This is a genomic window from Haemophilus haemolyticus (genome assembly GCF_003493605.1).
In the GTDB taxonomy this organism is placed as follows: Bacteria; Pseudomonadota; Gammaproteobacteria; order Enterobacterales; family Pasteurellaceae; genus Haemophilus; species Haemophilus haemolyticus_J.
This window is the reverse complement of record NZ_QQKA01000002.1, coordinates 24993-50538: the sequence shown is the minus strand read 5'-3', so window position 1 is coordinate 50538 and position 25546 is coordinate 24993. Positions and strand designations below refer to the sequence as shown.

Sequence of the window (25546 nt, the reverse complement as noted above, 5' to 3'; positions counted from 1 at the left end):
GGAAAATTTATGTATAAAACGACGGGGCTAACCCATTTAATCAACTCCACTAAATATTCATTACAAGGCTTAAAAAGTGCGTTTAAAAATGAAACGGCTTTTCGCCACGAATGTTTTTTAGCCTGCATTTTAATTCCTCTTGCTTTCTTTTTAGGCGAAACAAAAATTGAAATTATCTTGATGATTTCTTCTGTTTTGCTTGTGATGGCGTTAGAACTTTTAAACAGTGCGGTGGAAGCTGTAGTTGATCGCATTGGTACAGAACGCCACGAGCTTTCAGGGCGTGCGAAAGATCAAGGCTCTGCATCGGTATTTATTGCTCTTTGTATTGTCGGTATCGTTTGGGGCGGAATTTTATTCTTCTAGCCCTTCCAAAGTGCGGTAAGTTTTTACCGCATTTTTGATTTATCCAATCACGTCAAAATCATTTATAAAAATAAGGAAAAATATGACCGCACTTTTAAAAATTGGTCTGGTGTCTGTTTCTGACCGCGCATCAGCAGGCGTATATCAAGATCAAGGTATCCCAGAATTACAGGCTTGGTTAGAACAAGCACTTGTCGATCCTTTCCATTTGGAAACAAGATTAATCCCCGATGAGCAGCCAGTTATTGAACAAACATTAAAAGAGCTAGTGGATGAACAAGGTTGCCATTTAGTCCTGACAACCGGTGGAACAGGGCCAGCAAAACGCGATGTAACGCCTGATGCAACCCTTGCGGTAGCGGATCGAGAAATGCCTGGTTTTGGCGAACAAATGCGTCAAGTGAGTTTGCATTTTGTGCCCACCGCAATTTTATCCCGCCAAGTAGGTGTGATTCGTAAGGAAAGCCTGATTTTAAATCTTCCGGGTCAGCCTAAAGCGATTAAAGAAACCTTAGAAGGTGTGAAAGATAAAGAAGGAAATGTGCTTGTAAAAGGCATTTTTAGCGCGGTGCCTTATTGTTTGCAACTGACTAACGGCTTATATATTGATACCAAGCCTGAAATCATTGAAAGTTTCCGCCCTAAATCCGCAAGACGCGAAAATCTGGAGAAATAGCATGAAAAAAATTGAAGCAATGATTAAACCGTTTAAATTAGATGATGTGCGAGAAAGTCTTTCAGATATTGGTATTTCAGGTATGACAATCACGGAAGTGCGCGGATTTGGTCGCCAAAAAGGTCATACAGAACTTTATCGTGGTGCGGAATATATGGTGGATTTTCTGCCGAAAGTGAAATTGGAAGTAGTGGTTCCTGATGAGCTTGTGGATCAATGTATTGAAGCGATTATTGAAACGGCACAAACAGGTAAAATCGGTGACGGCAAAATTTTTGTTTATAACGTTGAACGAGCGATCCGCATTCGCACGGGCGAAGAAAACGAGGAGGCGATTTAGTGCAAAATAATTTAAATTTACACCGCACTTTGCGTGGCATTGCTTCGGTGATTATTATCTTAGCTGGCGTTGCATTGGCGGCAGAAATTGTGGTGCCATTCTTGCTATCGCTATTTATCGCGATAATTTGTTCACCGATGATTAAGGCGATGACGCAACGCCGAATTCCTCATTGGTTGGCCATTACTTTGCTTTTCGTCTTGATTTCTTTGGTGTTTTTCTTATTCGTCGGGCTGATTAACAGCACTGCAAGAGAATTCACCCAATCAATTCCACAATATAAAGTTTTGCTTTCACAACGCGTGAGTGATTTAACTGAATTGTTGCAACGTTTCAATCTGCCTTTCACGCTTTCGCGTGAAACCATCCAAGAAAATTTTGACCCAAGCATCATTATGAATTTTGTGAGCCGAGTATTGCTGAATTTCTCTGGTGTAGTGAGTAATGTGTTTGTTTTAGTGTTGGTTGTGATTTTTATGCTTGCTGAAGCGCCAACGATGAAGCATAAATTTGCAATGGTGATTAGTTCAACACCTCATGATGCTGCCAAAGAAGAACGCCATATTGACCGCGTTTTGCAAGGCGTAATTGGTTATCTTGGCATTAAAAGTATCACGAGCTTGCTGACTGGTGTCGGGGTGTTTATTTTGTTGGAAGCCTGTGGGGTTCAATATGCGATTTTGTGGGCAACCTTGAGTTTCTTGTTGAATTATATTCCCAATATTGGTTCTATCATTGCGGCTATTCCGATTATTGTGCAAGCCTTATTACTGAACGGCTTTGGCATTGGCTTTGGCGTGGCAGTTGGTGTTATTGCGATCAATATGGTTGTCGGTAACATTATTGAGCCTAAAATGATGGGTGAGCGATTAGGGCTTTCAACCTTAGTGGTGTTTCTCTCATTATTGTTTTGGGGATGGTTACTTGGAACCGTGGGAATGTTACTGTCTGTTCCTTTGACGATGGCATTAAAAATTGCCTTGGAGTCGAGCCCCAATACGGCGAAATATGCCTGTCTATTGGGTGATGTCGAAGATTTCAAATAGATTTCATAGAGAAAGTGCGGTGAATTTTCACCGCATTTTTTATGATAAGTCTTGCGGATCAACATCCAAAATTAACCGCACTTGGCTGTTTTTTTCAAGTTCGGCGTGTTGATATTCTCTCAATGCTTTTTGCAACGTCATTCTTGACGGATGTTGCAATAATAACTGCCAGCGATATTGCCCTGCTTTTTTGCTGAACGGTGCAGGCATTGGGCCAAGCATTTGTAATCCCGCAATTTGCTTCGATTGAAAAAAATCTGCAATCTGGCTTAAGCAATTTTCTGCAAGCTCAGAATGGCGAGCCTGTGCTTTGAATAACGCCTGAAAAGTGAAGGGCGGCAATCCCATTGAATGGCGTAATTGTAAGGTTTCTTTTGCAAAAGCTTGGTAGCCATTCGCTAATAATGTAGTGAGTAAAGGATGATCAGGATAATGTGTTTGTAGCACCACTTCGCCTTGTTTATCGGCACGTCCAGCACGTCCAGCAACTTGAATATAAAGTTGAGCGAGGCGTTCTTCTGCACGAAAATCCAGTGAAAATAATGCACTATCTACATTCACTAAGGCAACGAGAGTAACATTCGGGAAATGATGTCCTTTCGCGAGCATTTGTGTGCCAATCAAAATTTGGCTTTTGCCTTGTTGAATATCTTCTAAATAACCTTCCAATTTTCCTTTACGCGCAGTGCTATCGCGGTCGATTCGCGCTACAGAATAATGAGGAAATAGCGTTTTCAAGGTTTCTTCTAATTGTTCCGTGCCGAGACCTGTAGTGACTAAATGAGTCGAGCCGCAATCACCACATTGTCGAGGAATAGTTTTTTGAGCACCGCAATGGTGACAACGCAATACATTTTGATGCTGATGATAGGTATAAGGTTTTTCACAATGAGGGCATTGTGCGATCCAACCACATTCGTGGCAAAGCAATACGGGCGCAAAGCCACGACGATTTAAGAAAAGCAATACTTGATTGCCTTTTTCGAGGTGGGCTTTCATCCGTTCTAATAAGGGTTTTGATAACCCGTTTTGTATGTTTTGATTTTTCAAATCAATAACGAAATGACGAAGTGCGGTAGAATTTCCCGCTCTTTTTGATAAAACTAAATGTTGGTATTTGCCGTTTTGTACATTATTAATACTTTCTAAACTTGGCGTGGCGGAGCCCATTAATACCGCAATATTTAGTTTTTGAGCTAGAACAATAGCCAAGTCTCGCGCATGGTAACGCCAACTGTCTTGCTGTTTGTAAGACGCGTCATGTTCTTCGTCCAAAATAATTGCACCAAGATTAGAAAATTGCGTGAACAATGCCGATCTCGTGCCAATCACAATGGCACTTTGTCCAGAGCGGGCGCGATCCCATACATAAAGCCGTTGCGTATCGGTTAAATTAGAATGCAGCACATCAATTTCCACATTAAAACGTGCTTTAAAACGTTGCACCGTTTGTGGTGTTAGGCCGATTTCGGGTACAAGCACTAATACTTGTTTACCCAATTTTAAAATTTCTTCAATATACTGCAGATAAATTTCCGTTTTTCCAGAACCTGTCACCCCATCGAGCAGCCATACATTGAAGCCAGAATGAAAGAGTAGTTGGCTGAAGGCTAAGGCCTGTTGCTTATTTAAGGTTAAGCGATTTTCAGCATTGACAATTGGGTTATTGCCTAAGCTTTGTTGCCAGCTTAGGGGCTTTGTTTGGAGAGTAATTTCCTCAATAAACCCTTTGGCTTTTAAAGCTGACCAAATCGCAGAAGAAAAATCATTATTGCCTTTTTCAAGATCAGTTTCAGATAAGCATTGTAGGGCTTCAGCTTGCTTTTTCGAGCGTTTTAATTCGCCTTGTTCAAGGGCATTTTTCCCCTCATCCGTAATTCGCCAAAAAGTGCGGTCATTTTTCACCGCACTTTCGCCGTTACGCAATTTCACAGGCAAGGCTTGAAATAATACATCGCCTAATCCCGCTTGATAATAATTTGCTGCCCAATGCAACCAATCCCAATAAATTGGGGTAAAGATCGGTGCTAAATCTAATGGTTGAAGAATGGCTTTGAGTTTATTTTCTGGTACATCGGATTTTGTTGGGAAATCAGCCACAATGGCGACACGTTTTTGGGTGCCAAAAGGCACAAGAACACGCGTGCCGATTTGTAATGAAACATCATCGGGGACGAGATAATCAAATAAACGAGTAAGCGGCACAGCCAGTGCCACTCGGACAATTTTCATAATCAACCTTGGGAAAAAATTTGCCCTATTATACGAGAAAAATTGGTATAATCGCCGCCAATTTTTTCACGAACAAGATTTTTATGACACAAACCTTTGCTGATCAAAAACGTAAAACCGTTGAAACCGCAGAATTTACCGAAGATGGCCGCTATAAACGCAAAGTCCGTAGCTTTGTGTTACGTACTGGCCGTTTGAGCGAATTTCAAAGAAATATGATGAATGATAACTGGGGAACACTTGGTTTAGACTATCAAACGGAACCTTTTGATTTTGCGAAGATTTATGGCAATGATAATCTAGTTGTATTAGAAATTGGCTTTGGAATGGGAAAATCGCTCGTGGATATGGCTTTTGCTAATCCAGACAAAAATTACCTTGGCATTGAAGTTCATACTCCAGGCGTTGGTGCTTGTATTGCTTATGCAGTGGAAAAAGGCGTAACGAATTTACGCGTGATTTGTCATGATGCCACGGAAATTTTACGTGACAGTATTGCTGATGATGTGCTTGGCGGTTTGCAATTATTTTTCCCCGATCCTTGGCATAAAGCAAAGCATCATAAACGCCGTATTGTTCAACCGCACTTTGTGGCGCAAGTTGTGCAAAAATTAGCTGGAAATGGTTTTATCCATATGGCGACAGACTGGGAAAATTATGCAGAGCAAATGCTAGAAGTATTAAGCGCGAATACCGATTTAGTGAATACCTCGAAAAATGGCGATTATATTCCAAGACCAGATTTTAGACCTTTAACTAAATTTGAAGCCAGAGGCCACAGACTTGGTCATGGCGTTTGGGATTTATATTTTGTGAAGAAATAAGCTAGTTTTAAATAACGCGTGGGCTTACGCCCACCCTACCACAAATTTTTTATAAACAACTATAATAATATTTCTCGTAGGGTGGGCGTAAGCCCACGAAATAACAAAAGAAATGCCTAATTTTGAGGCTAAAGACCACAAATTTAGGCTCAATATTTAGCATTTATACTTTATGAAGAAATAAGCGGATTTTAACTAAATCCAATACTTAATTTATGAATTTAATATAGAATACGCGTTTAAATATAACCTTAATAGGAGAAATACAATGTCTAAATCTTACAATCAACGCCAACGCAAAAAACTTCATCTTGCGGAATTTCAAGAACTGGGTTTTCTTGTAAATTTCCAATTTACAGAAGGTACTGCGATTGAAACAGTAGATGAAATTGTTGATTGTTTTATTAACGAAGTGATTCAACCAAATGGTCTAGCTTATGAAGGTAGCGGGTATTTACATTGGGAAGGTTTAGTTTGCCTAGAAAAAATTGGTAAATGTGATGAAAGCCACCGTGAAACTGTGAAAAAATGGTTAGAAACAAATGGTTTGCAACAAATTGAAGTAAGCGAATTATTTGATATTTGGTGGGAATATTCAGCAAAAGCAGAGTAATTTGATTTAAAAACAGCATGGCATAAATCGCTGTGCTGTTTTATTAAAAATATTAGCGAAATTCACCGCACTTTAGATTTTTTGATCTATCACAAATAAAGCTCAATAATTTAACGATCTACCTATTTTGGGTGGTTCATATTGTAACTGTTGCGTCGCATAATTCTACGCCTTAAAAAAAGCATTTGTTTATTTATTCACAAAAGGCAAGCTCGATGACCGTTGAAAACTTACCCCGCAGACAGTTTTTACGAGGTAAATTCTTAACGTCTTTACATTCAGAAAATGAGCAAAAACAAGGCTTTGATGGAATTCGCCCACCTTGGGCTGTGGAAAATTCCATTTTTGTGGAGCAATGTACTCGCTGTGGCGATTGCCTTTCTGTCTGTGAAACCAATATTTTGGTGAAAGGCGATGGAGGTTTTCCTGAAGTTCGTTTTGATAATGGCGAATGTACTTTTTGTGGTAAATGCGTAGATGTGTGTAAACAACCTATTTTTCATTCTCGCGATGAAAAACCTTGGTTACACAAAATCAAAATTGGCATGGCTTGTTTAAGCCAACATCGCATTGAGTGCCGTTCTTGCCAAGACAGCTGCCCGATGAGAGCAATTAGTTTTTGTCTGCAAATGGGGGGAGTGGCGCAGCCGTTAGTGAATACGGATGTTTGTAACGGCTGTGGGGCTTGTTTACAGGGCTGTCCGGTGAATGCGATTAAAATTAGTTATTTAAAACAAAATGAGTAATACAAACTTATCTCCGGAAAGCGCAAAAGATTGGCATGTTGTTGGGCTAATTGTTCAAGGTAATCCGGAAAAATTTGCGGCAATTCGAACCGCACTTTTAGCGATTGAGCATACTGAAATTCCAACTTTTGATGAAAAGTTTGGAAAGATGGTCGTAGTGATGCAATCGCATGATCAACATATTCTGCTAGATAATATGGAAAGTGTGAAAGACATTGATGGTGTTATTAATGTGTCATTGGTCTATCACGAGCAAGACGAGCAGAAGAAATAAATTACTATAACAATACCTTTATTCTCTTGTAAGCAAGGGAAATGCTTAAAAGATAAAAGAAAAGTTTTTGTCTTTTATCGTAAGGCTACTGCCTTATAGGTGTGTAAAAAGTTTACATTTAATAATAAATCAGTGTTTAACGTGGGGGAAACGCGATGAGTTTAAGTCGTCGAGACTTTATGAAAGCCAACGCAGCTGTAGCTGCGGCAACGGCTGCGGGGCTAACCATCCCAGTCAAAAATGTGGTTGCGGCTGAATCCGAAATTAAATGGGACAAAGCAGTATGTCGTTTCTGTGGTACCGGTTGTGCAGTATTAGTGGGTACTAAAGATGGACGTGTTGTGGCATCTCAGGGTGATCCGGAAGCAGAAGTAAACCGTGGTTTAAACTGTATTAAAGGTTACTTCTTACCGAAAATTATGTACGGTAAAGACCGTGTAACTCAGCCACTTTTACGTATGACAAACGGAAAATTTGATAAGAACGGCGATTTTACGCCTGTTTCTTGGGATGTTGCGTTCAAAACAATGGCTGAAAAATTTAAAGAAGCTTTTAAAAAGAACGGGCAAAATGCAGTGGGTATGTTCACTTCTGGACAATCAACCATTTGGGAAGGCTATGCGAAAAACAAACTTTGGAAAGCTGGTTTCCGTTCTAACAACGTAGACCCGAATGCGCGTCACTGTATGGCATCTGCAGCGGTTGCATTTATGCGTACTTTTGGTATGGATGAACCTATGGGTTGCTATAACGATATTGAACAGGCAGATGCTTTTGTTCTTTGGGGATCAAATATGGCGGAAATGCACCCAATTTTGTGGTCGCGTATTACTGATCGTCGTATTTCTAATCCTGATGTTAGTGTTACTGTACTTTCTACTTACGAGCATCGTAGTTTTGAACTTGCCGATCACGGTTTGATATTTACACCGCAAACTGATTTGGCGATTATGAACTATATCATCAATTATCTTATTCAAAATAATGCGATTAATTGGGATTTTGTTAATAAACATACCAAATTTAAACGCGGAGAAACGAATATTGGCTATGGTTTGCGTCCAGAGCATCCATTAGAAAAAGACACGAATCGTAAAACAGCTGGGAAAATGCACGATTCTTCTTTTGAAGAATTAAAGCAACTTGTATCAGAATATACGGTTGAAAAAGTATCTCAAATGTCAGGTCTAGATAAAGTTCAGCTAGAAACTTTAGCGAAACTTTATGCTGATCCAACGAAGAAAGTGGTTTCCTACTGGACAATGGGCTTTAACCAACATACACGTGGTGTGTGGGTAAACCAATTAATCTACAATATTCATTTACTTACTGGAAAAATTTCAATCCCGGGTTGTGGACCATTTTCATTAACTGGTCAGCCTTCTGCTTGTGGTACGGCACGTGAAGTAGGTTCATTCCCTCATCGTTTACCTGCCGACTTAGTGGTAACTAATCCAAAACACCGTGAAATTGCCGAACGTATTTGGAAATTACCAAAGGGGACGGTTTCTGAAAAAGTGGGGTTACACACAATTGCACAAGACCGTGCAATGAATGATGGCAAAATGAATGTGTTATGGCAAATGTGTAACAATAATATGCAAGCAGGGCCAAACATTAATCAAGAGCGTTTGCCAGGCTGGCGTAAAGAAGGCAACTTCGTGATTGTTTCAGATCCTTACCCAACTGTATCCGCACTTTCCGCTGACTTAATTCTTCCAACGGCAATGTGGGTAGAAAAAGAGGGGGCTTACGGTAATGCAGAACGTCGTACTCAATTCTGGCGTCAGCAAGTCAAAGCACCGGGCGAAGCAAAATCAGACTTATGGCAATTAATGGAGTTTGCAAAATACTTCACGACAGATGAAATGTGGACAGAAGAATTACTTGCACAAATGCCTGAATATAGAGGTAAAACTTTATATGAAGTGCTTTTCAAAAATGGTCAAGTAGATAAATTCCCATTGAGCGAACTTGCTGAAGGTCAATTAAACGACGAATCAGAATACTTTGGTTATTACGTTCACAAAGGTTTATTTGAAGAATACGCTGAATTTGGTCGCGGTCACGGTCACGATTTAGCTCCATTTGATATGTATCATAAAGCGCGTGGTTTACGTTGGCCAGTTGTAGAAGGTAAAGAAACCTTGTGGCGTTACCGTGAAGGCTATGATCCGTATGTTAAAGAAGGGGAAGGTGTGGCTTTCTATGGTTATCCTGATAAGAAAGCGATTATTCTTGCGGTGCCTTATGAACCACCAGCTGAGTCACCCGATAATGAATACGATTTATGGTTATCGACGGGTCGTGTTCTTGAACATTGGCATACGGGTACAATGACACGCCGTGTACCAGAATTGCATCGCGCATTTCCAAATAATTTAGTATGGATGCACCCATTAGATGCACAAGCACGTGGTTTACGTCACGGCGATAAAATTAAGATTTCATCTCGTCGAGGCGAAATGATTTCTTACTTAGATACTCGCGGACGTAATAAACCACCTCGTGGCTTAGTATTTACCACTTTCTTTGATGCAGGTCAGCTTGCAAATAACTTAACGCTAGATGCGACAGACCCAATTTCAAAAGAAACCGACTTCAAAAAATGTGCGGTAAAAGTGGAAAAGGCTGCGTAAAAACCATGTAAAAATCAACCGCACTTTATTTTCTCCTATCAATAAAAGAGGAAGATGAAAGTGCGGTTAAAATCTAAAAAGAAAATGAAGAAACCGGCACTCAATCCTGAACGTAGAAAATTTCTTAAAGAAGCAACCCGTACTGCGGGTGGTTTAGCTGGCGTTGGGATCTTGTTGGGATTGCAGCAAAATCAAAGTCTTGCGCGCGAAGGCGTGCCATTACGTCCGCCCTTTGCTTTGCAAGATGCAAAAGCGTTTTCTGCCGCTTGTATTCGTTGTGGACAATGTGTTCAAGCCTGTCCTTATGACATGCTGCATTTAGCATCTTTATTATCGCCAGTAGAAGCGGGAACACCTTATTTTATTGCGCGTGATAAACCTTGTGAAATGTGTCCGGATATTCCTTGTGCAAAAGCCTGTCCTAGTGGTGCATTAGATCGTCAAGCAACAGATATTAATGAATCGCGAATGGGGCTGTCAGTACTGTTAGATCACGAAACTTGCTTAAATTATCAAGGATTACGTTGCGATGTTTGTTATCGGGTTTGTCCATTAATCGACAAAGCGATTACATTGGAAAAACAACATAATCCACGTTCTGATAAGCACGCGTTATTTATTCCAACAGTACATTCTGATGCTTGTACCGGATGTGGAAAATGTGAGCAAGCTTGTGTGTTAGAAGAAGCAGCGATTAAAATTTTACCAATGGATCTTGCAAAAGGTATGTTAGGTAAACATTATCGTTTAGGCTGGGAAGAAAAAGCGAAAGCTGGTCATTCTCTTGCGCCTAAAGATATGATTTCGTTGCCAACTCGAACGCCAGAGGGAGCTACAGTAATGCCTGAACCAGCAGAACCCGTGCTTGCGCCTATTTTAGGGAGTGGCACATAATGGCAAATACACCAAAATTTGCAGGTAAAGAGGCTCGAGAAAAATGGGGCTGGTGGTGTGCAAACCGCTTTTTGTTTTGGCGTCGATTAAGCCAGCTTAGCATTCTTGCCATGTTTTTAAGTGGGCCTTATTTTGGCGTATGGATTTTAAAAGGTAATTATAGTGGAAGCCTATTGCTCGATACTATTCCATTAAGTGACCCGTTAATTACCGCTGAAAGCTTGGCTGCAAGACATTTACCTGATGCTCTAACCTTAATTGGTGCTGCAATTATTGTGTTATTTTACGCAGTACTCGGCAGTAAAGTGTTTTGTGGTTGGGTATGCCCACTAAATGTTGTGACTGACTGTGCTGCGTGGCTTCGCCGTAAGTTAGGCATTCGCCAAACAGCAAAAATTTCGCGTAGTTTACGTTATGGCATTCTTGTGCTTATTTTGCTAGGCAGTAGTGTCAGCGGAATGTTGCTTTGGGAGTGGGTTAATCCAGTGGCTGCTCTTGGTCGAGCTTTTGTATTTGGTTTTGGTGCAACAGGCTGGCTATTACTTGTTATTTTTCTTTTTGATTTATTGATTGCCGAACATGGCTGGTGTGGACATCTTTGCCCAATTGGTGCTGCTTATGGTGTGATTGGTGCAAAAAGTTTAATCCGTATTAAAGTGATTGATCGTGCTAAATGCGATAATTGTATGGATTGCTACAATGTTTGTCCCGAAGCCCAAGTGTTACGTTCGCCTTTACACGGAAAAAAAGACGAAAGCCTACTCGTGCTTTCCAAAGATTGCATCAGCTGCGGACGTTGTATTGACGTTTGCGCTGAAAAAGTTTTTAAATTTTCGACCAGATTCGATCATTCAGGGGAGTGATTAATATGACTAAACAGGTATCTAAAATTTTAGCGGGATTATTTACCGCACTTTTTGCTGGTTCACTGATGGCATCTGATGCACCAGCAGTGGGAAAAGATTTAACTCAAGCGGCTGAAAACATTGCTCCAGCATTTCATAATGCACCGCGTCAAAGCGAATTACCCGCATTGAACTATGTAAACCAGCCTCCAATGGTTCCACATAGTGTTGCAAATTATCAAGTGACAAAAAATGTAAATCAATGTTTAAATTGTCACAGCCCAGAAAATTCTCGTTTGAGCGGTGCAACTCGAATCAGCCCAACTCACTTTATGGATCGTGATGGAAAAGTAGGTTCAAGCTCCTCTCCGCGTCGTTATTTCTGTTTACAATGTCACGTTTCTCAATCAAACGTAGATCCAATTGTTCCAAATGATTTTAAACCGATGAAAGGTTACGGAAACTAGTTTAAGAGGTCTATATGTCTGAGAAAAAACCAAATATCTTAAAACGTTTCTGGCAATGGTTTAGAAAACCAAGCCGTATGGCGATAGGTACGATTATTATCTTATCGGCTATTGGCGGTATTCTTTCTTGGGTTGGTTTTAATTATGGTTTAGAAAAAACCAACACTGAACAGTTCTGTGCAAGCTGCCATATGCAAGATGCTTATCCAGAATATTTACATAGCGTGCATTATCAAACTCGTACAGGCGTGGGCGCAAGTTGTCCAGACTGCCACGTGCCGCATGAATTTGGCCCTAAAATGAAACGTAAAATTATTGCGGCGAAAGAAGTATATGCGCACTATACTGGAAAAGTGGATACATTAGAAAAATTCAATGCGCATCGTTTAGAAATGGCTGAAAACGAATGGGCTCGTATGAAAGCTAACGATTCTAAAGAATGCCGTAACTGTCATAAAGTAGATCGTATGAACTTCAACGATCAACGTTCTGTGGCTGCACGTATGCATGAAAAAATGAAGACTGAAGGTAAAACTTGTATTGATTGTCACAAAGGTATTGCACACCAATTACCTGATATGAGTGGCGTTGAGTCAGGATTCAAAGACGAGAAATAATTTTCTCAAAATATTGTGAAAAAATACCGCGCTTAGCTAATAAGTGCGGTATTTTTATTTTGTGTTTATACAAGATAATCTATTGATGTTAGTCTTTATTTAAAGCCTATTTTTCAGTAAACTTAGCAAGTTTTGTTGAATTATTAAAATATCATTTCAAATTTAGGAATTTATTGTGGCTCACCGAGATTTTGCCGCACGTCGCGGTTCAAATAATAAGAAAAAAACAAAAAAGAATAAGAACATTCTGCTCATCCTCGCTTTAGTCATTGTGTTGGCTTTTGGCGTAGGGCTTTATTTGTTGAAAAATAAAAATAGCGAAGCTGTAGTGCAACAGGCTGCGACACAACAAGAAAAAACGCAACCTAAAAGTGTCTTACCTAATCGCCCGGAGGAAGTTTGGAGTTATATCAAAGCATTAGAAACTCGAACTGTTCCTGTTGATAATAAACCTACAAGCGTAGAGCAAAATATGCGCTTAACCGAAGAACAACGCCAAGTTTTAGTGCAAATGGAAAAAGAACAACAAGCAGCAGAAGAGGCGCGTAAATTAGCGGAGAAACAACGTGTGGAAGAAATGACAAAAGCTCAACAAGTGCAAGTAGCGCAAAAAGTAGAGCAAGCGAAAAAGTCTGAAGTAGTAAAAACAGAAACAGTGCAACCTGAATCTACACAAAAACAAGAACAGCCTAAAATTGATACTGCTAAAAAAGTTGAGCAACCTAAAACTACAGATAATTTGAACGGTGGTAAAAAATTCGGTTTACAATGTGGCGCTTTCAAAAATAGAGCGCAAGCTGAAAATTTGCAAGGACGCTTATCAATGACTGGTTTAAATGCACAAGTGCAAGTGAATGGTGAATGGAACCGTGTTCGTGTTGGTGGATTTGCTAGTCGAGATGCCGCAGTGCAAGCGCAAAGTAAAGCCAAAAGTGTGGCAGATTGTGTTGTGATTGGCATGTGATGCTAATCTAACATTGTTGAGTTATCTTGATACATTAGATCTCTATCATTGAAATAAAAAAATCCCTACTAAAAGTGCGGTGCAATTAGTTGGGATTTTTTCATTAAGGGTTATTACAAAATAATCATATCATCACGATGCATTGCGACTGCACCGTATTCATAGCCTAAAACATTCTCAATGTCTGCTGATTTTCGGCCCTTAATTAATTGTAGGGCATCGCTGTTATAGCGTGGCATACCTAGCGCAATGTCTTTACCCGATTGAGTGCGTATTTTGACTACTTCACCACGCGAAAAAAGCCCTTCTACGTTAATAATGCCAGCGGGTAATAAGGATTTATTTTGTTCAAGAATAGCGTTTTTAGCCCCCTCGTCAACGGTGATAATGCCAGCAGATGGCGCGGCGAAAAGCCATTGTTTGCGACTTTCTAATCGATCAGATTGGTGTGCAATAAATTTTGTACCAATATTTTGTTCATAAGCAAGATCTGCAATTACATTTGAACGATTACCTGGTGCAATAATTGTTTCAATTCCAGAGCGAGTCGCAACATCGGCAGCAATGATTTTGGTCATCATTCCACCAGTGCCAAGATTAGTCCCACTACCACCAGCGATTGAGCGAATGTGATCAGTGATTTGTTCTACAACTGGAATTAATTTCGCTTCAGGATTTTTACGCGGATCACTATCAAATAAACCTTGTTGATCAGTTAATAAATAAAGCTGTTCTGCCTGAACAAGAATAGCGACTAATGCGGATAAATTGTCATTATCGCCCACTTTAATTTCTGCGGTCGCCACCGCATCATTTTCATTAATTACAGGAATAATGTGGTTATCTAAAAGTGCATGTAAAGTATCTCGCGCATTTAAAAAACGTTCGCGATCTTCAATATCGGCACGAGTTAATAAAAGTTGTCCGATATGAATATCATAAATAGCAAATAATTTTTCCCAAGCCTGAATTAATTGGCTTTGACCAACCGCTGCAAGTAGTTGCTTTGAGGCAATAGTGGGTGGTAATTGAGGATGATTCAGATAATGGCGACCCGCTGCAATAGCGCCTGAAGTAACGATCACTATACGAAATCCATCATTATGCAGTTTTGCAATTTGACGAACGATTTCCATCATATGCGGTGAATTCAGTTTTGGCGAACCCTGTGTTAGGGTACTTGTACCAAATTTCACTACGATTGTTTTTTTATTCATAGTCGTTTCCAAAGTTCTTAAAATTGGCATTAACGTTATCACTAAATCAATGAAAAATCACCTAATATCAGGTATAGTAACGGCAAATTTTAGGGGGATTTATGACATTTAGTTTAATTGTGGCAACAACATTAAATAGCGTGATTGGTAAAGATAACCAAATGCCTTGGCACTTGCCTGCTGATTTGGCATGGTTTCGTCAGAACACGACGGGCAAACCTGTCATCATGGGGCGTAAAACGTTTGAAAGTATTGGTCGCCCGCTACCTAAACGGACCAATATCGTACTTTCTCGCCAGCCTTTTAAACACGAAGGTGTGGTATGGAAAGATGGTCTTGAAAGTGCGGTAGATTTTGTCAGAGATTTTGATGAAATTATGTTGATTGGTGGGGGAGAGTTATTCAAACAATATTTACCGAAAGCAGATAAGTTATACCTTACTCAAATTCAGGCAGAACTAGATGGTGATACTTTTTTTCCTCAATTGAATTGGGATGAGTGGAAAATTGAATTTGACGAATATCGTAAGGCGGATGAACAAAATCGCTATGATTGTCGATTTTTGATTCTTACACGAAAATAAATCAAATTAATGAGACCATATCTTTAGAGCATTCATTAATCTAGAAAATAAAGAGATGATGATTTCCCTTGAGTTCCCCTTTTTAAAGTTTCATAATGAGCCTTCATTTTTTTATTTTTGATAGTTTTAAAGGTTATCTCAAATATCTCATTTTTAAACATTATCCCAGCTTAGGGAAGGCATTATGACGCAAACTGCAACTGAAAACCCATCAAATAAATCTGTATCAAATAAAACGAACCGTAAAAAAGGCTTAAGCATTTTTATTCTTCTCCTGCTTATTATTGGTATTGCTTGTGCTTTGTATTGGTTTTTCTTCTTGAAGGATTTTGAAGAAACAGAAGATGCTTATGTGGGTGGAAATCAAGTGATGGTGTCATCACAAGTTGCGGGTAATGTAGCGAAGATTAATGCTGACAATATGGATAAAGTCCATGCAGGTGATATTCTAGTTGAATTGGATGATACGAATGCGAAACTTAGTTTCGAACAGGCCAAAAGTAATCTCGCCAATGCTGTGCGTCAGGTAGAACAGCTAGGTTTTACTGTGCAGCAATTACAATCAGCTGTGCACGCCAATGAAATTTCTTTAGCTCAAGCACAAGGCAATTTGGCACGCCGAGTTCAACTTGAAAAAATGGGTGCAATTGATAAAGAATCTTTCCAACACGCAAAAGAGGCCGTCGAGCTTTCCAAAGCAAATTTAAATTCCTCTAGAAACCAATTAGCTGCTAATCAGGCTTTATTGAGTAACGTTCCATTACGTCAACAACCGCAAATACAGAACGCAATGAGTTCACTCAAGCAGGCTTGGTTAAATTTACAACGTACAAAAATTAGAAGTCCAATTGATGGCTATGTGGCGCGTCGTAATGCTCAAGTTGGGCAAGCTGTTTCAGTGGGCGGCGCGTTAATGGCGGTGGTATCTAATGAGCAAATGTGGTTAGAAGCTAACTTCAAAGAAACCCAATTAACGAATATGCGCATTGGCCAGCCAGTGAAAATTCATTTTGATTTATACGGTAAAAATAAAGAATTTGATGGCGTGATAAATGGTATTGAAATGGGGACTGGCAATGCGTTTTCACTTTTACCTTCACAAAATGCTACGGGTAACTGGATTAAAGTGGTGCAACGTGTACCTGTGCGAATTAAATTAGATCCACAACAATTTGTAGAAACACCATTGAGAATTGGTCTTTCTGCAACGGCCAAAGTAAGAATTGCAGATTCATCTGGCCCAATGCTACGAGAAAAATCAGAACCGAAAACTTTATTTGCTACTGATACACTTAAATATGATGAAAGTGCGGTAGAAGATTTGATCGAATCTATCATTCAGCAAAACAGCCATTAAGGCGGCGTTATGGACAATTCCGCAAAAAAATTCCCACCTATTCAAGGTGGCGCTCTGATTTTATTGACGCTGGCTTTATCTCTCGCCACCTTTATGCAGGTATTAGATTCTACCATTGCAAATGTGGCGATTCCCACTATTGCGGGCGATCTTGGCGCATCTTTTAGTCAAGGTACGTGGGTAATTACTTCTTTTGGTGTGGCAAATGCGATTTCTATTCCAATAACAGGTTGGTTAGCAAAACGTTTTGGCGAAGTGCGGTTATTTTTAGTCTCAACTTTTTTATTCGTTGTATCTTCTTGGCTTTGTGGGATTGCAGATAGTCTTGAGGCATTAATTATTTTTCGCGTCATTCAAGGTGCTGTAGCAGGCCCAGTGATCCCTCTTTCGCAAAGTTTATTATTAAATAATTATCCACCCGAAAAACGAGGAATGGCTTTAGCCTTTTGGTCGATGACCATTGTGGTAGCGCCTATTTTTGGCCCAATTTTAGGCGGATGGATTAGTGATAATATCCACTGGGGATGGATTTTCTTCATCAATGTTCCGATTGGTTTATTAGTTGTGCTAATCAGCTGGAAGATTTTAGGTAGCCGAGAAAGTGAAATTGTTCATCAACCTATTGATAAAGTCGGTTTAGTTTTACTTGTCTTAGGCGTGGGATGTTTGCAATTAATGCTTGATCAGGGGCGTGAGCAAGATTGGTTTAATTCTAATGAAATCATTATATTAGCCGTTGTGGCTGTCGTTTGTCTGATTGCCTTGGTTATTTGGGAATTGACAGATGACAATCCTGTGGTTGATATTTCTCTTTTCCATTCTCGTAATTTTAGCGTAGGGTGTTTATGTACTAGTTTAGCCTTTTTGATTTATCTAGGTTCTGTGGTATTAATTCCGCTCTTGCTACAGCAAGTCTTCCATTATACTGCGACGTGGGCAGGGCTTGCGGCTTCCCCAGTTGGATTATTCCCTATTTTACTTTCACCGATTATTGGACGTTTCGGTTATAAGATCGATATGCGAATTTTAGTGACGATAAGTTTTATTGTATATGCAATAACATTTTATTGGCGAGCGGTGACTTTCGAGCCATCAATGACTTTTGCTGATGTGGCTTTACCACAATTAGTGCAAGGTTTGGCTGTGGCCTGTTTCTTTATGCCACTTACCACAATAACGTTGTCTGGCTTGCCTGCGCATAGAATGGCTTCCGCCTCTAGCTTATTTAACTTCTTGAGAACTCTAGCTGGTTCTGTTGGGACATCTTTAACCACATTTATGTGGTATAACCGTGAGGCTGTTCACCATACTCAATTAACAGAACACATTAATCCTTATAATCCAATTTCCCAAAGTTTTTACCATCAAATGAATCAATTTGGTTTAAGTGATACCCAAACTTCAGCTTACCTCGCTCAACAAATAACATCGCAAGGATTTATTATTGGCGCAAATGAAATATTTTGGCTATCAGCTATGGGATTCTTAGGATTGTTTATTGTGATTTGGTTTGCAAAACCACCTTTTGGCGGGCGTCATTAGTATCATATTATTCAAAATTTGAATGATTTAACCTCAAAATGTATCAATGTAAATGTTGTTGACATTACGAACATTGGCAAACCTTACAAAGCCATTCGGTCAATGTTGGTGAAATAGCGGCGGAGTTTACTCGGGTATTCGGTGCGCAGGAAATTGCTTGTCAGATGGGAAGCAGCCGCCTTCGGGCGGCTGTGTGTTGAAACTCTCACGCATTAAGCCAAGGGCAACCCTTACAACGCAGCTGTTTCAGCCAGCGTACGTTAAAATAGCTCTGTTTTTTATTATTTAAATGTTATTTTTTTGTTAAATATATTTTACTTGAGTATAATGCTCAACATTATTCCTCACGGAAGAGAATCCGTAGAATAATTAGATTAATCGTAAATATAAGGAACAAAAATGGATTTCAATAGAATTATCACTCACATGAATGATCATCACCAAGATGATATGGCTGCTCTTTGTAAAAAATTTGGTGGCGTAAATGAAATTACGGATGTGACATTAGTTAATGTAGATTTTGGTGGTTTAGATTTTAAATATAATGGCGGCAAAACATTACGCGTGGAATTTCCACAACAAGCTGACGAAGGTTCAATTAAGCAAGCAATAATCAATCTTTGTGTAGAAAATAAACCAGTTGCAAATTACGATCGTATCAAAGCTAAAATTGATGAATTTCGTCAAGAGTTTAAAAGCTGTGTGCTTGCCACTTTAGATAAAGATGGCCTACCGATGGCGTCTTATGCGCCAATTATTTCGCTTGATGGAAAATATTATATTTATATCAGTGCCATCGCAGAGCATTATGACAATTTAAAACGTAATCCTAATCAAGTAGAAGTGATGTTTTTAGAAGATGAAAGCAAAGCGAAATCTATCATTGTACGTACTCGTTTACGTTACAAGGCTAGTGCACGTTTTATTCCTCGTGAAGATCCAATTGTTGAAAAAGTTTTAGATAAATTAGCGGAAACTATGAATGATGTGGGCGGAATTAAAACGATTCGTGAATTTACTGATTTTGATTTAGTTGAACTTACATTTGGAACAGGTCGTTTTGTAAGAGGTTTTGGCCAAGCTTATTTGATTGATGCTAATGGGGAAATTTCTCATATTGGTGTCAAAGGCAATCCACATGAAAAAGAAAGCGATAAATAATATCGTCTCTTAATGAAGATAAAGGGTTGAGTATAAATTTATACTCAACCCTTTTGTTTACGATAAATGCCAATGAAATTGAAATTTCTTTATTTTTCACCGCACTTTATTTTCGTTAAGGACAAGGTTTACTCACCATGATTTCAATAACCTGTCTGTCGATATGTTGCATACTTTTTGATGCAATAGCGCAGAGATTATCAATGGTTCGATCAAGATCATGTTCGACAATACCTTCATTGCCAGTAACATGGGTTTCATCCATTGCCATAAGTACCGATTTATAGCCTGAAGCAACGCTAGTGGAGACTTTCATGGCACAGCTATTGGCGGCGCCATCACAGATGATGCCACTAATATCGCCAATCATGCTACAGATGCCCATGCTAGCTGTTTCAAATTTACCTGTGAGTAAATAAGCAATACCAGCACAACTTCCCATTGATGCCGTAGTTACAGCACAAAGTGCGGAGAGTTTTGGTAATTTACTATGAATATAAATGGCCATTAAGTGGGATAAGAAAAGTGCGCGGATTCGTTTTTCCTCACTCACCTTGAGATAATCTGCAACAACGACAACAGGCATTGTTGCTGCGATCCCTTGATTACCTGAACCAGAATTACTCATCGCTGGCAAAGTTGCTCCGCCCATTCTTGCATCTGATGCGGCTGTGGTTTCAATCATAATTTTGCTTAGCAAATCATCAGAAATTAAACCGCTACCCACTTGTTTTCTCAACGTGCGACCAATATGCAAGCCATAATTTTCTCGCAAACCTTCATCTGAAAGCGCTCGATTAAGCTCTTCCGCTTGACGAATAAAAAGAATTTTTTCTAATTCAACCACATTGGAAAATTCAAAAATTTCGCGTGCACTAATTTGTTTAAAAACTTCATAGGGATCGCAATTAGTACATTCATCTTCCACTTTCTGAAAAAGGATTTCGCCATTTTTTTCGATCAAAATAATATTAGTATGCTGATCTTGAATGGCTACTTTCACGTAATCATTATCGGCAAATAATGTTGATTCTGAATATAAAATATGTTCGGTTTGATGAATATCTACACTCACTAATTTTTGTTCAAGCATAGATTTAGCGGCAATAACTTGTTCTGGCGTAATATGTTTTAATACTTCTAAACCACCATCTGGATTACCGCCCAATGCGCCAATTGCCGCAGCAATAGGTAATCCCACCATACCTGTTCCTGGCACTGCAACACCCAATCCATTTTTCATTAAGTTTGGTGATACTTTAGCTTCAATACGTTCAGGTGTTTTGCCTAAATATTTAGCCGCTGTAGCAGATGCGAGCGCAAGAGAAATGGGTTCAGTACAGCCTAGGGCTGGCACAACATCATGTTTAACAATGTGGAGTAATGGTTTTTCAATTTCGTTAAGTCTTTCTTGATTCATAAAATTCTTTTTAATTTGTTAAATACTGTCTTCTTTCTCTATGACTAATATACGCGCTTCACCTTGTGGATGAGCAACATGTTCGGTACCGATACCCGCATAAAAAATATCACCCGTATGGAGCAATACGGCTTTCTCTTGACCATATTCTTTGTAGCGCATTTCCACCGTACCATCCATGACAGCAAAGACTTCTTCACCGTCATTGATATGCCATTTGTAAGGTTTATTTGTCCAGTGAAGACGCACCGAAATACCATTCATATTGGTAATATCAAGGGCTCCCCAGGCACGTTCTGCCGTAAAGTGGCGACTTTGAATAACTTTATTCATGGCTAAATTCCTTAGTGCGCTTCATCCCAATTTTGTCCAACACCCACTTCCACAATCAATGGAACAACTAATTCAGCAGCGGCTTCCATGTGTTGTTTAATTTGCTCACGGAAAAATTCTACTTTTTCTGACCGCACTTCAAACACTAATTCATCGTGTACTTGCATAATCATTTCAATATCTGGATCGTGACGGATGACTTCATCAAGTTTAATCATTGCTCGTTTAATAATATCCGCAGCCGTGCCTTGCATCGGTGCATTGATCGCTACGCGTTCTGCTCCTTTACGACGCATTGCATTGCTAGAATTAATATCAGGTAAATATAAACGGCGACCAAATAGCGTTTCCACATAGCCTTGTGCTTTCGCTTTTTCTCGGATATCGGTCATAAATTGCTGTACGCCAGGGTAACGTTGGAAATATAAATCCATGTATTTTTGTGCATCAGGACGGGAAATACCAAGTTGGCGTGAAAGTCCAAAGGCGGACATCCCATAAATTAAGCCGAAATTAATCGCTTTAGCATTACGACGCTGCTCATTGGTGACTTCATCTAATGATACACCGAAGATTTCAGCTGCCGTGGATCGGTGAATATCCTTGCCTTGAGAGAAGGCGTTAATTAAACCTTGATCGCCGGAAAGATGAGCCATAATGCGTAACTCAATTTGAGAATAGTCAGCGGCGACAATAGAATAACCTTCTCGCGCGATAAATGCTTGTCGAATACGACGACCTTCTTCATTTCGAATCGGAATATTTTGTAGGTTTGGATCGCTAGATGATAAACGTCCTGTCGCCGTCACCGCTTGATGATAAGAGGTATGTACTCGGCCTGTTTGTGAGTTGACCATTTGAGGCAGTTTATCCGTGTAAGTGGATTTGAGTTTGCTCAACCCACGATGTTCGACTAAAATTTTTGGTAATTCGTGGCTATAGGCTAATTCTTCCAATACTTCTTCATTCGTTGATGGCGCACCTTTTGGCGTTTTTTGTAAAACAGGTAGCCCAAGTTTATCGAACAAAATTTCTTGTAATTGTTTGGTGGAGGCCAAATTAAATGGCTGACCTGCTAATTCGTAAGCTTGTTCTTCAAGTGCGGTTAATCTTGTTGCAATTTCGTCAGATTGGATAAAGAGGGCATCACTATCAATCAAAACCCCCGTACGTTCCATACGAGAAAGCACATGAAGTAATGGTAATTCCATTGTTTTATATAATTCAACAAGCGTTGGTTCTTCTTGCAGTTTCAACCACAGCACTTGCTGTAATTTCATTGTCACATCAGCATCTTCTGCCGCGTATTCTGTGGCTTGTTCTAATGGAATTTGATTAAACGTAAGCTGGCCTTTCCCTTTTCCTGCAATGCTTTCAAATGCGATAGTCTCATGCCCTAAATAACGTTTAGCTAAATCGTCCATATTATGACGACCCGTACTATTTAGCGTATAAGAAAGCAACATCGTATCAAATTCAACACCTTGTAATTCAATGCCATGACGGGCAAAAATACTTTCATCAAATTTAATATTTTGTCCAATTTTGTGAATGTCAGGATTTTCTAAAATGGGTTTGATAGCGGCAAGTGCGGTCGATTTTTCGAGTGTTTTTGGTGCATCTAAATAATCCAATTGCAATGGTAAATAAGCAGCTTCGCCATTTTCAAGAGCAAAAGAGATTCCCACTAAATTAGCTGACATATAATCAAGGCTGTCTGTTTCAGTATCGACTGCAATCAGTTTTGCTGCATTGAGTTTTTCAATCCAGCGTGTTAAATCCGCTTGAGTGAGTAAGGTTTCATATTTTGTACGATCGATTTGAATTTTAGGTGTATTTTCCACCGCACTATTTCCCACCGAATTTTGAGCTGGTGATGTCGCTTGATACTGGTTCATTTTCACTGGCTGTTCAGTGGTTTGGGTTATGGAGTCAGCACCATTCATCACTTCATTAAGCCAGCGTTTAAATTCATAGCGAGCAAAATATTCAATGAGTTGATCCTTTTGACTTTCTCCAAGTAACAATTCATCTGTTGTCACGTTAAGTTCAACATCCGTTTTGATGGTTGCTAATGTATAAGAAAGATCGGCATTAGTTTTTTCCGCTAATAATTTTTCACCTAGTTTTTTGGCACCACGAATTGGCAATTCTGCTACTTTTTCAAGATTGGCATAAATTTCAGCCATACTTCCGATACCTTGTAGTAAACCAAGTGCGGTTTTTTCGCCAACGCCAGCAACACCCGGAATGTTATCTGCACTATCGCCCATGAGTGCTAGATAATCAATGATGAGTTCAGGTGGAATACCGTATTTTTCAATCACGCCCTCGCGATCCAATAAGCTATTATTCATGGTGTTGATGAGCATAATATTGTCATCAACTAGCTGTGCCATATCTTTATCACCAGTACTAATGAGCACTTTTTTACCCAAACGAGATGCTTGTAGTGCGAGCGTGCCGATCACATCATCCGCCTCAACACCTTCCACCACTAAAAGCGGAATCCCCAGTGCACGAATCATATCATGCAAAGGCTGAATTTGTTTGCGTAAATCATCAGGCATTGGTGGGCGGTGAGATTTATATTGTTCAAACATTTCATCACGAAATGTTTTCCCTTTTGCATCAAAAACAACAGCTATATGAGTGGGTTGTACTTGTGAGATGAGGCTTTTTAACATATTTAAAACGCCATACATCGCACCCGTTGGCTCACCTGCTGCATTGGTTAAAGGAGGAAAGGCATGAAATGCACGATATAAATAAGAAGAACCATCCACTAATACAAGCGGATTTGTTGCAATTTGGGCCATAAAAATCTCGTTTTAAACTGAAAAATGCGGGCATTATAGCGTAATTTATGGTGATGAGCGAACGGCGGATTCAATGTAAAATTTGTGACGAATGTTTTTTGCTATGGCATAATATCAGCCACTCAAATATTTAATTTAAGGAAATCAAATGCCGTTAAAATTGGTCGAAATTTTAGTTTTGGGTCAGGTCTTACGTTTAAACGTGCCTGTTGAACAAGAAGAATTATTGCGCCAAGCTGCCCGTAATTTAGATATATTGGTTTCTGAAATGAAAGAAAAGACCGGTCTTATTCAGCTTGATCGTGTGCTTTCTATTGTGGCGCTTAATTTGAGTTTTGAATTAAGCCAAGAAAAAAATAAAGCGGCTAAAATTGAAGAGGTATTGAGAACGGGTATCCAACAATTAGATCATTCATTAGAAAATATCCGTGTAAATAAAGAACAATATTAAATTGGAAAGTGCGGTGAAATTCGGTTGAGATTTTTTCAAAATTAAAATATGTAGTTAATTCAGCGCAATCAGTTAAAAATCACTTAAGTCACCGCCATATTCTTTAGATTCTTCTTTCCAAGATCAATAAATACCCAAAACTAATTTGTGTTATCACACTCTTTTGTTGTTTTATAAGCAACTCGTTAAATTTGACAAATAAATGCTAGTCAATACTGAGAATTTGGGCTAGTATAAACTCATAAGAATTACCTAGAGTGTTCGTCAGTAGGCTATGTCCCTGAGCCGATACTTTAAATCTTATAAATTGGTTTCCTATCGTTGGTGTGTAGGCTTAACCTTTGACTCGTTCATTGGGCTAAGAAACCTGAAAACGGTATCAACTGATTTCCTTGAACCGTCGGGTTCAAGGACTACTGCCCGCAGCGGCACTCTGGGTCCTATCTTCTTCTTTCATATCTATGAATATTCAAAAACGCCAGCAAATCCGCGCTGAAATCCGAAAAATACGCGCAAATTTAACCGCACTTCAACAGTCCCAAGCTGAACAATCGGTTACTCAACAGGCGTTAAATCTTATCGAGCAACGACAAGCCCAAAATATTGCATTATATTTTTCTTTTGATGGCGAAATTTCAACAAAAGCCTTAATCCAATCCCTGTGGATGCAAAATAAAAATGTGTATTTACCTGTTTTACATCCTTTTACTAAATATCATTTATTGTTTTTACGCTATTTACCTGATACACCAATGAAACTAAATCAGTTTGCTATTTGGGAGCCAAAGCTGAATGTTCAAAATGTTTTGCCATTAAATGAACTGGATATTTTATTTACGCCGTTAGTGGCCTTTGATAAACAGGGAAATCGCCTTGGTATGGGCGGTGGATTTTATGATCGCACGTTGCAGAATTGGCAAAATAAGTCTTTTATTCCAGTTGGTTTAGCGCATCAATGTCAGCAAGTAGAAAATCTTCCCACTGAGCATTGGGATGTGCCACTATTCGATATTTTTGTGGGTTGAAACCTATCATCAAATTTTTATTGATAGATAAAATAAAAAATATTTCATTTTTTCTCTTGAAATCCTTTCAAACGATCTTACTTAATTTGGGCAA

General features: G+C 39.3%; 25 protein-coding genes and 1 other RNA gene. 21 read left to right on the top strand and 5 right to left on the bottom strand.

Annotated features, from left to right (window positions below):
* Positions 1-9: 9 nt before the first annotated feature.
* The 4 genes from DV424_RS01815 (at position 10) to DV424_RS01800 (ending at position 2428) form a co-directional block, all read left to right on the top strand.
* A complete protein-coding gene (locus tag DV424_RS01815) occupies positions 10-366 on the top strand; it encodes a diacylglycerol kinase (RefSeq protein WP_005627042.1) in 357 nt (118 codons plus the stop codon).
* 82 nt (positions 367-448) lie between these two features.
* Positions 449-1042, top strand: coding sequence for a molybdopterin adenylyltransferase (gene mog / locus DV424_RS01810; protein WP_118858864.1), 594 nt, complete (start codon positions 449-451; stop codon positions 1040-1042).
* Between the two features lies 1 nt (position 1043).
* Positions 1044-1382: a nitrogen regulatory protein P-II gene (glnB, locus tag DV424_RS01805; RefSeq protein WP_005635169.1), complete on the top strand. Its 339-nt coding sequence runs from the start codon at positions 1044-1046 to the stop codon at positions 1380-1382.
* Entirely contained in the window at positions 1382-2428 is a 1047-nt protein-coding gene (locus DV424_RS01800; protein WP_118858863.1) for an AI-2E family transporter, read from the top strand. Before glnB ends, DV424_RS01800 begins: the two co-directional genes overlap by 1 nt.
* A 39-nt stretch (positions 2429-2467) precedes the next feature.
* Here the strand turns inward: DV424_RS01800 and priA are convergent, their stop codons facing one another.
* Positions 2468-4660 (bottom strand): primosomal protein N', encoded by a 2193-nt coding sequence (gene priA / locus DV424_RS01795; protein WP_118858862.1) that lies wholly within the window; start codon positions 4658-4660, stop codon positions 2468-2470.
* An 83-nt stretch (positions 4661-4743) separates the two neighbouring features.
* On the opposite strand from priA, the gene trmB reads away from it, so the two are divergent.
* The 10 genes from trmB (at position 4744) to ftsN (ending at position 13543) form a co-directional block, all read left to right on the top strand.
* Complete coding sequence (gene trmB / locus DV424_RS01790) at positions 4744-5484, top strand: tRNA (guanosine(46)-N7)-methyltransferase TrmB (RefSeq protein WP_118858861.1); 741 nt, start codon at positions 4744-4746, stop codon at positions 5482-5484.
* Positions 5485-5752: 268 nt separating this feature from the next.
* Positions 5753-6097 (top strand): YggL family protein, encoded by a 345-nt coding sequence (locus tag DV424_RS01785; RefSeq protein WP_118858860.1) that lies wholly within the window; start codon positions 5753-5755, stop codon positions 6095-6097.
* A gap of 215 nt (positions 6098-6312) precedes the next feature.
* Positions 6313-6843: a ferredoxin-type protein NapF gene (napF, locus tag DV424_RS01780; RefSeq protein ID WP_118858859.1), complete on the top strand. Its 531-nt coding sequence runs from the start codon at positions 6313-6315 to the stop codon at positions 6841-6843.
* On the top strand, positions 6836-7117 hold the full coding sequence (locus DV424_RS01775; protein WP_005627031.1) for a chaperone NapD: 282 nt from the start codon (positions 6836-6838) through the stop codon (positions 7115-7117). Before napF ends, DV424_RS01775 begins: the two co-directional genes overlap by 8 nt.
* Before the next feature lie 155 nt (positions 7118-7272).
* Complete coding sequence (gene napA, locus DV424_RS01770; protein ID WP_118858858.1) at positions 7273-9756, top strand: nitrate reductase catalytic subunit NapA; 2484 nt, start codon at positions 7273-7275, stop codon at positions 9754-9756.
* A 54-nt stretch (positions 9757-9810) separates the two neighbouring features.
* Positions 9811-10650 carry a ferredoxin-type protein NapG gene (gene napG, locus DV424_RS01765; protein ID WP_105888628.1) on the top strand — a complete coding sequence of 280 codons (840 nt, stop codon included), beginning with the start codon at positions 9811-9813 and terminating at the stop codon, positions 10648-10650.
* Positions 10650-11513 (top strand): quinol dehydrogenase ferredoxin subunit NapH, encoded by an 864-nt coding sequence (gene napH, locus DV424_RS01760; RefSeq protein ID WP_105888627.1) that lies wholly within the window; start codon positions 10650-10652, stop codon positions 11511-11513. Before napG ends, napH begins: the two co-directional genes overlap by 1 nt.
* 5 nt (positions 11514-11518) lie before the next feature.
* A complete protein-coding gene (locus DV424_RS01755; RefSeq protein WP_044345383.1) occupies positions 11519-11962 on the top strand; it encodes a nitrate reductase cytochrome c-type subunit in 444 nt (147 codons plus the stop codon).
* 14 nt (positions 11963-11976) lie between these two features.
* Positions 11977-12579 (top strand): cytochrome c3 family protein, encoded by a 603-nt coding sequence (locus DV424_RS01750; protein ID WP_118858857.1) that lies wholly within the window; start codon positions 11977-11979, stop codon positions 12577-12579.
* Between the two features lie 175 nt (positions 12580-12754).
* The gene (gene ftsN, locus DV424_RS01745) at positions 12755-13543 is read left to right on the top strand and encodes a cell division protein FtsN (RefSeq protein ID WP_118858856.1); all 789 of its coding nucleotides are present in this window, start codon (positions 12755-12757) and stop codon (positions 13541-13543) included.
* Positions 13544-13656: 113 nt separating this feature from the next.
* Here ftsN and proB read toward each other — a convergent pair whose 3' ends face one another.
* Positions 13657-14760: a glutamate 5-kinase gene (gene proB, locus DV424_RS01740; protein WP_118815719.1), complete on the bottom strand. Its 1104-nt coding sequence runs from the start codon at positions 14758-14760 to the stop codon at positions 13657-13659.
* Between the two features lie 101 nt (positions 14761-14861).
* On the opposite strand from proB, the gene folA reads away from it, so the two are divergent.
* The 4 genes from folA (at position 14862) to DV424_RS01715 (ending at position 19404) form a co-directional block, all read left to right on the top strand.
* Complete coding sequence (gene folA, locus DV424_RS01735; protein ID WP_118858855.1) at positions 14862-15344, top strand: type 3 dihydrofolate reductase; 483 nt, start codon at positions 14862-14864, stop codon at positions 15342-15344.
* Positions 15345-15528: 184 nt separating this feature from the next.
* Entirely contained in the window at positions 15529-16701 is a 1173-nt protein-coding gene (locus tag DV424_RS01730) for an EmrA/EmrK family multidrug efflux transporter periplasmic adaptor subunit (RefSeq protein ID WP_118858854.1), read from the top strand.
* Positions 16702-16710: 9 nt separating this feature from the next.
* Positions 16711-18243, top strand: coding sequence for a DHA2 family efflux MFS transporter permease subunit (locus tag DV424_RS01725; protein WP_118781778.1), 1533 nt, complete (start codon positions 16711-16713; stop codon positions 18241-18243).
* Positions 18244-18642: 399 nt separating this feature from the next.
* Entirely contained in the window at positions 18643-19404 is a 762-nt protein-coding gene (locus DV424_RS01715) for a HugZ family heme oxygenase (protein ID WP_046950549.1), read from the top strand.
* A gap of 115 nt (positions 19405-19519) precedes the next feature.
* Here DV424_RS01715 and DV424_RS01710 read toward each other — a convergent pair whose 3' ends face one another.
* The 3 genes from DV424_RS01710 to polA are packed head-to-tail and all read right to left on the bottom strand — an operon-like array spanning position 19520 to position 23976.
* Complete coding sequence (locus DV424_RS01710; RefSeq protein WP_118858853.1) at positions 19520-20824, bottom strand: L-cysteine desulfidase family protein; 1305 nt, start codon at positions 20822-20824, stop codon at positions 19520-19522.
* 18 nt (positions 20825-20842) lie between these two features.
* Entirely contained in the window at positions 20843-21157 is a 315-nt protein-coding gene (locus DV424_RS01705) for a cupin domain-containing protein (RefSeq protein WP_118858852.1), read from the bottom strand.
* Positions 21158-21168: 11 nt separating this feature from the next.
* Entirely contained in the window at positions 21169-23976 is a 2808-nt protein-coding gene (gene polA, locus DV424_RS01700) for a DNA polymerase I (protein WP_118858851.1), read from the bottom strand.
* Between the two features lie 148 nt (positions 23977-24124).
* On the opposite strand from polA, the gene DV424_RS01695 reads away from it, so the two are divergent.
* The 3 genes from DV424_RS01695 (at position 24125) to DV424_RS01685 (ending at position 25452) form a co-directional block, all read left to right on the top strand.
* The gene (locus DV424_RS01695; RefSeq protein ID WP_118858850.1) at positions 24125-24427 is read left to right on the top strand and encodes a cell division protein ZapA; all 303 of its coding nucleotides are present in this window, start codon (positions 24125-24127) and stop codon (positions 24425-24427) included.
* Positions 24428-24673: 246 nt separating this feature from the next.
* Positions 24674-24871, top strand: a non-coding RNA gene (gene ssrS / locus DV424_RS01690) — 6S RNA.
* Between the two features lie 17 nt (positions 24872-24888).
* The gene (locus tag DV424_RS01685) at positions 24889-25452 is read left to right on the top strand and encodes a 5-formyltetrahydrofolate cyclo-ligase (protein WP_118858849.1); all 564 of its coding nucleotides are present in this window, start codon (positions 24889-24891) and stop codon (positions 25450-25452) included.
* The last annotated feature ends 94 nt before the right edge of the window (positions 25453-25546 follow it).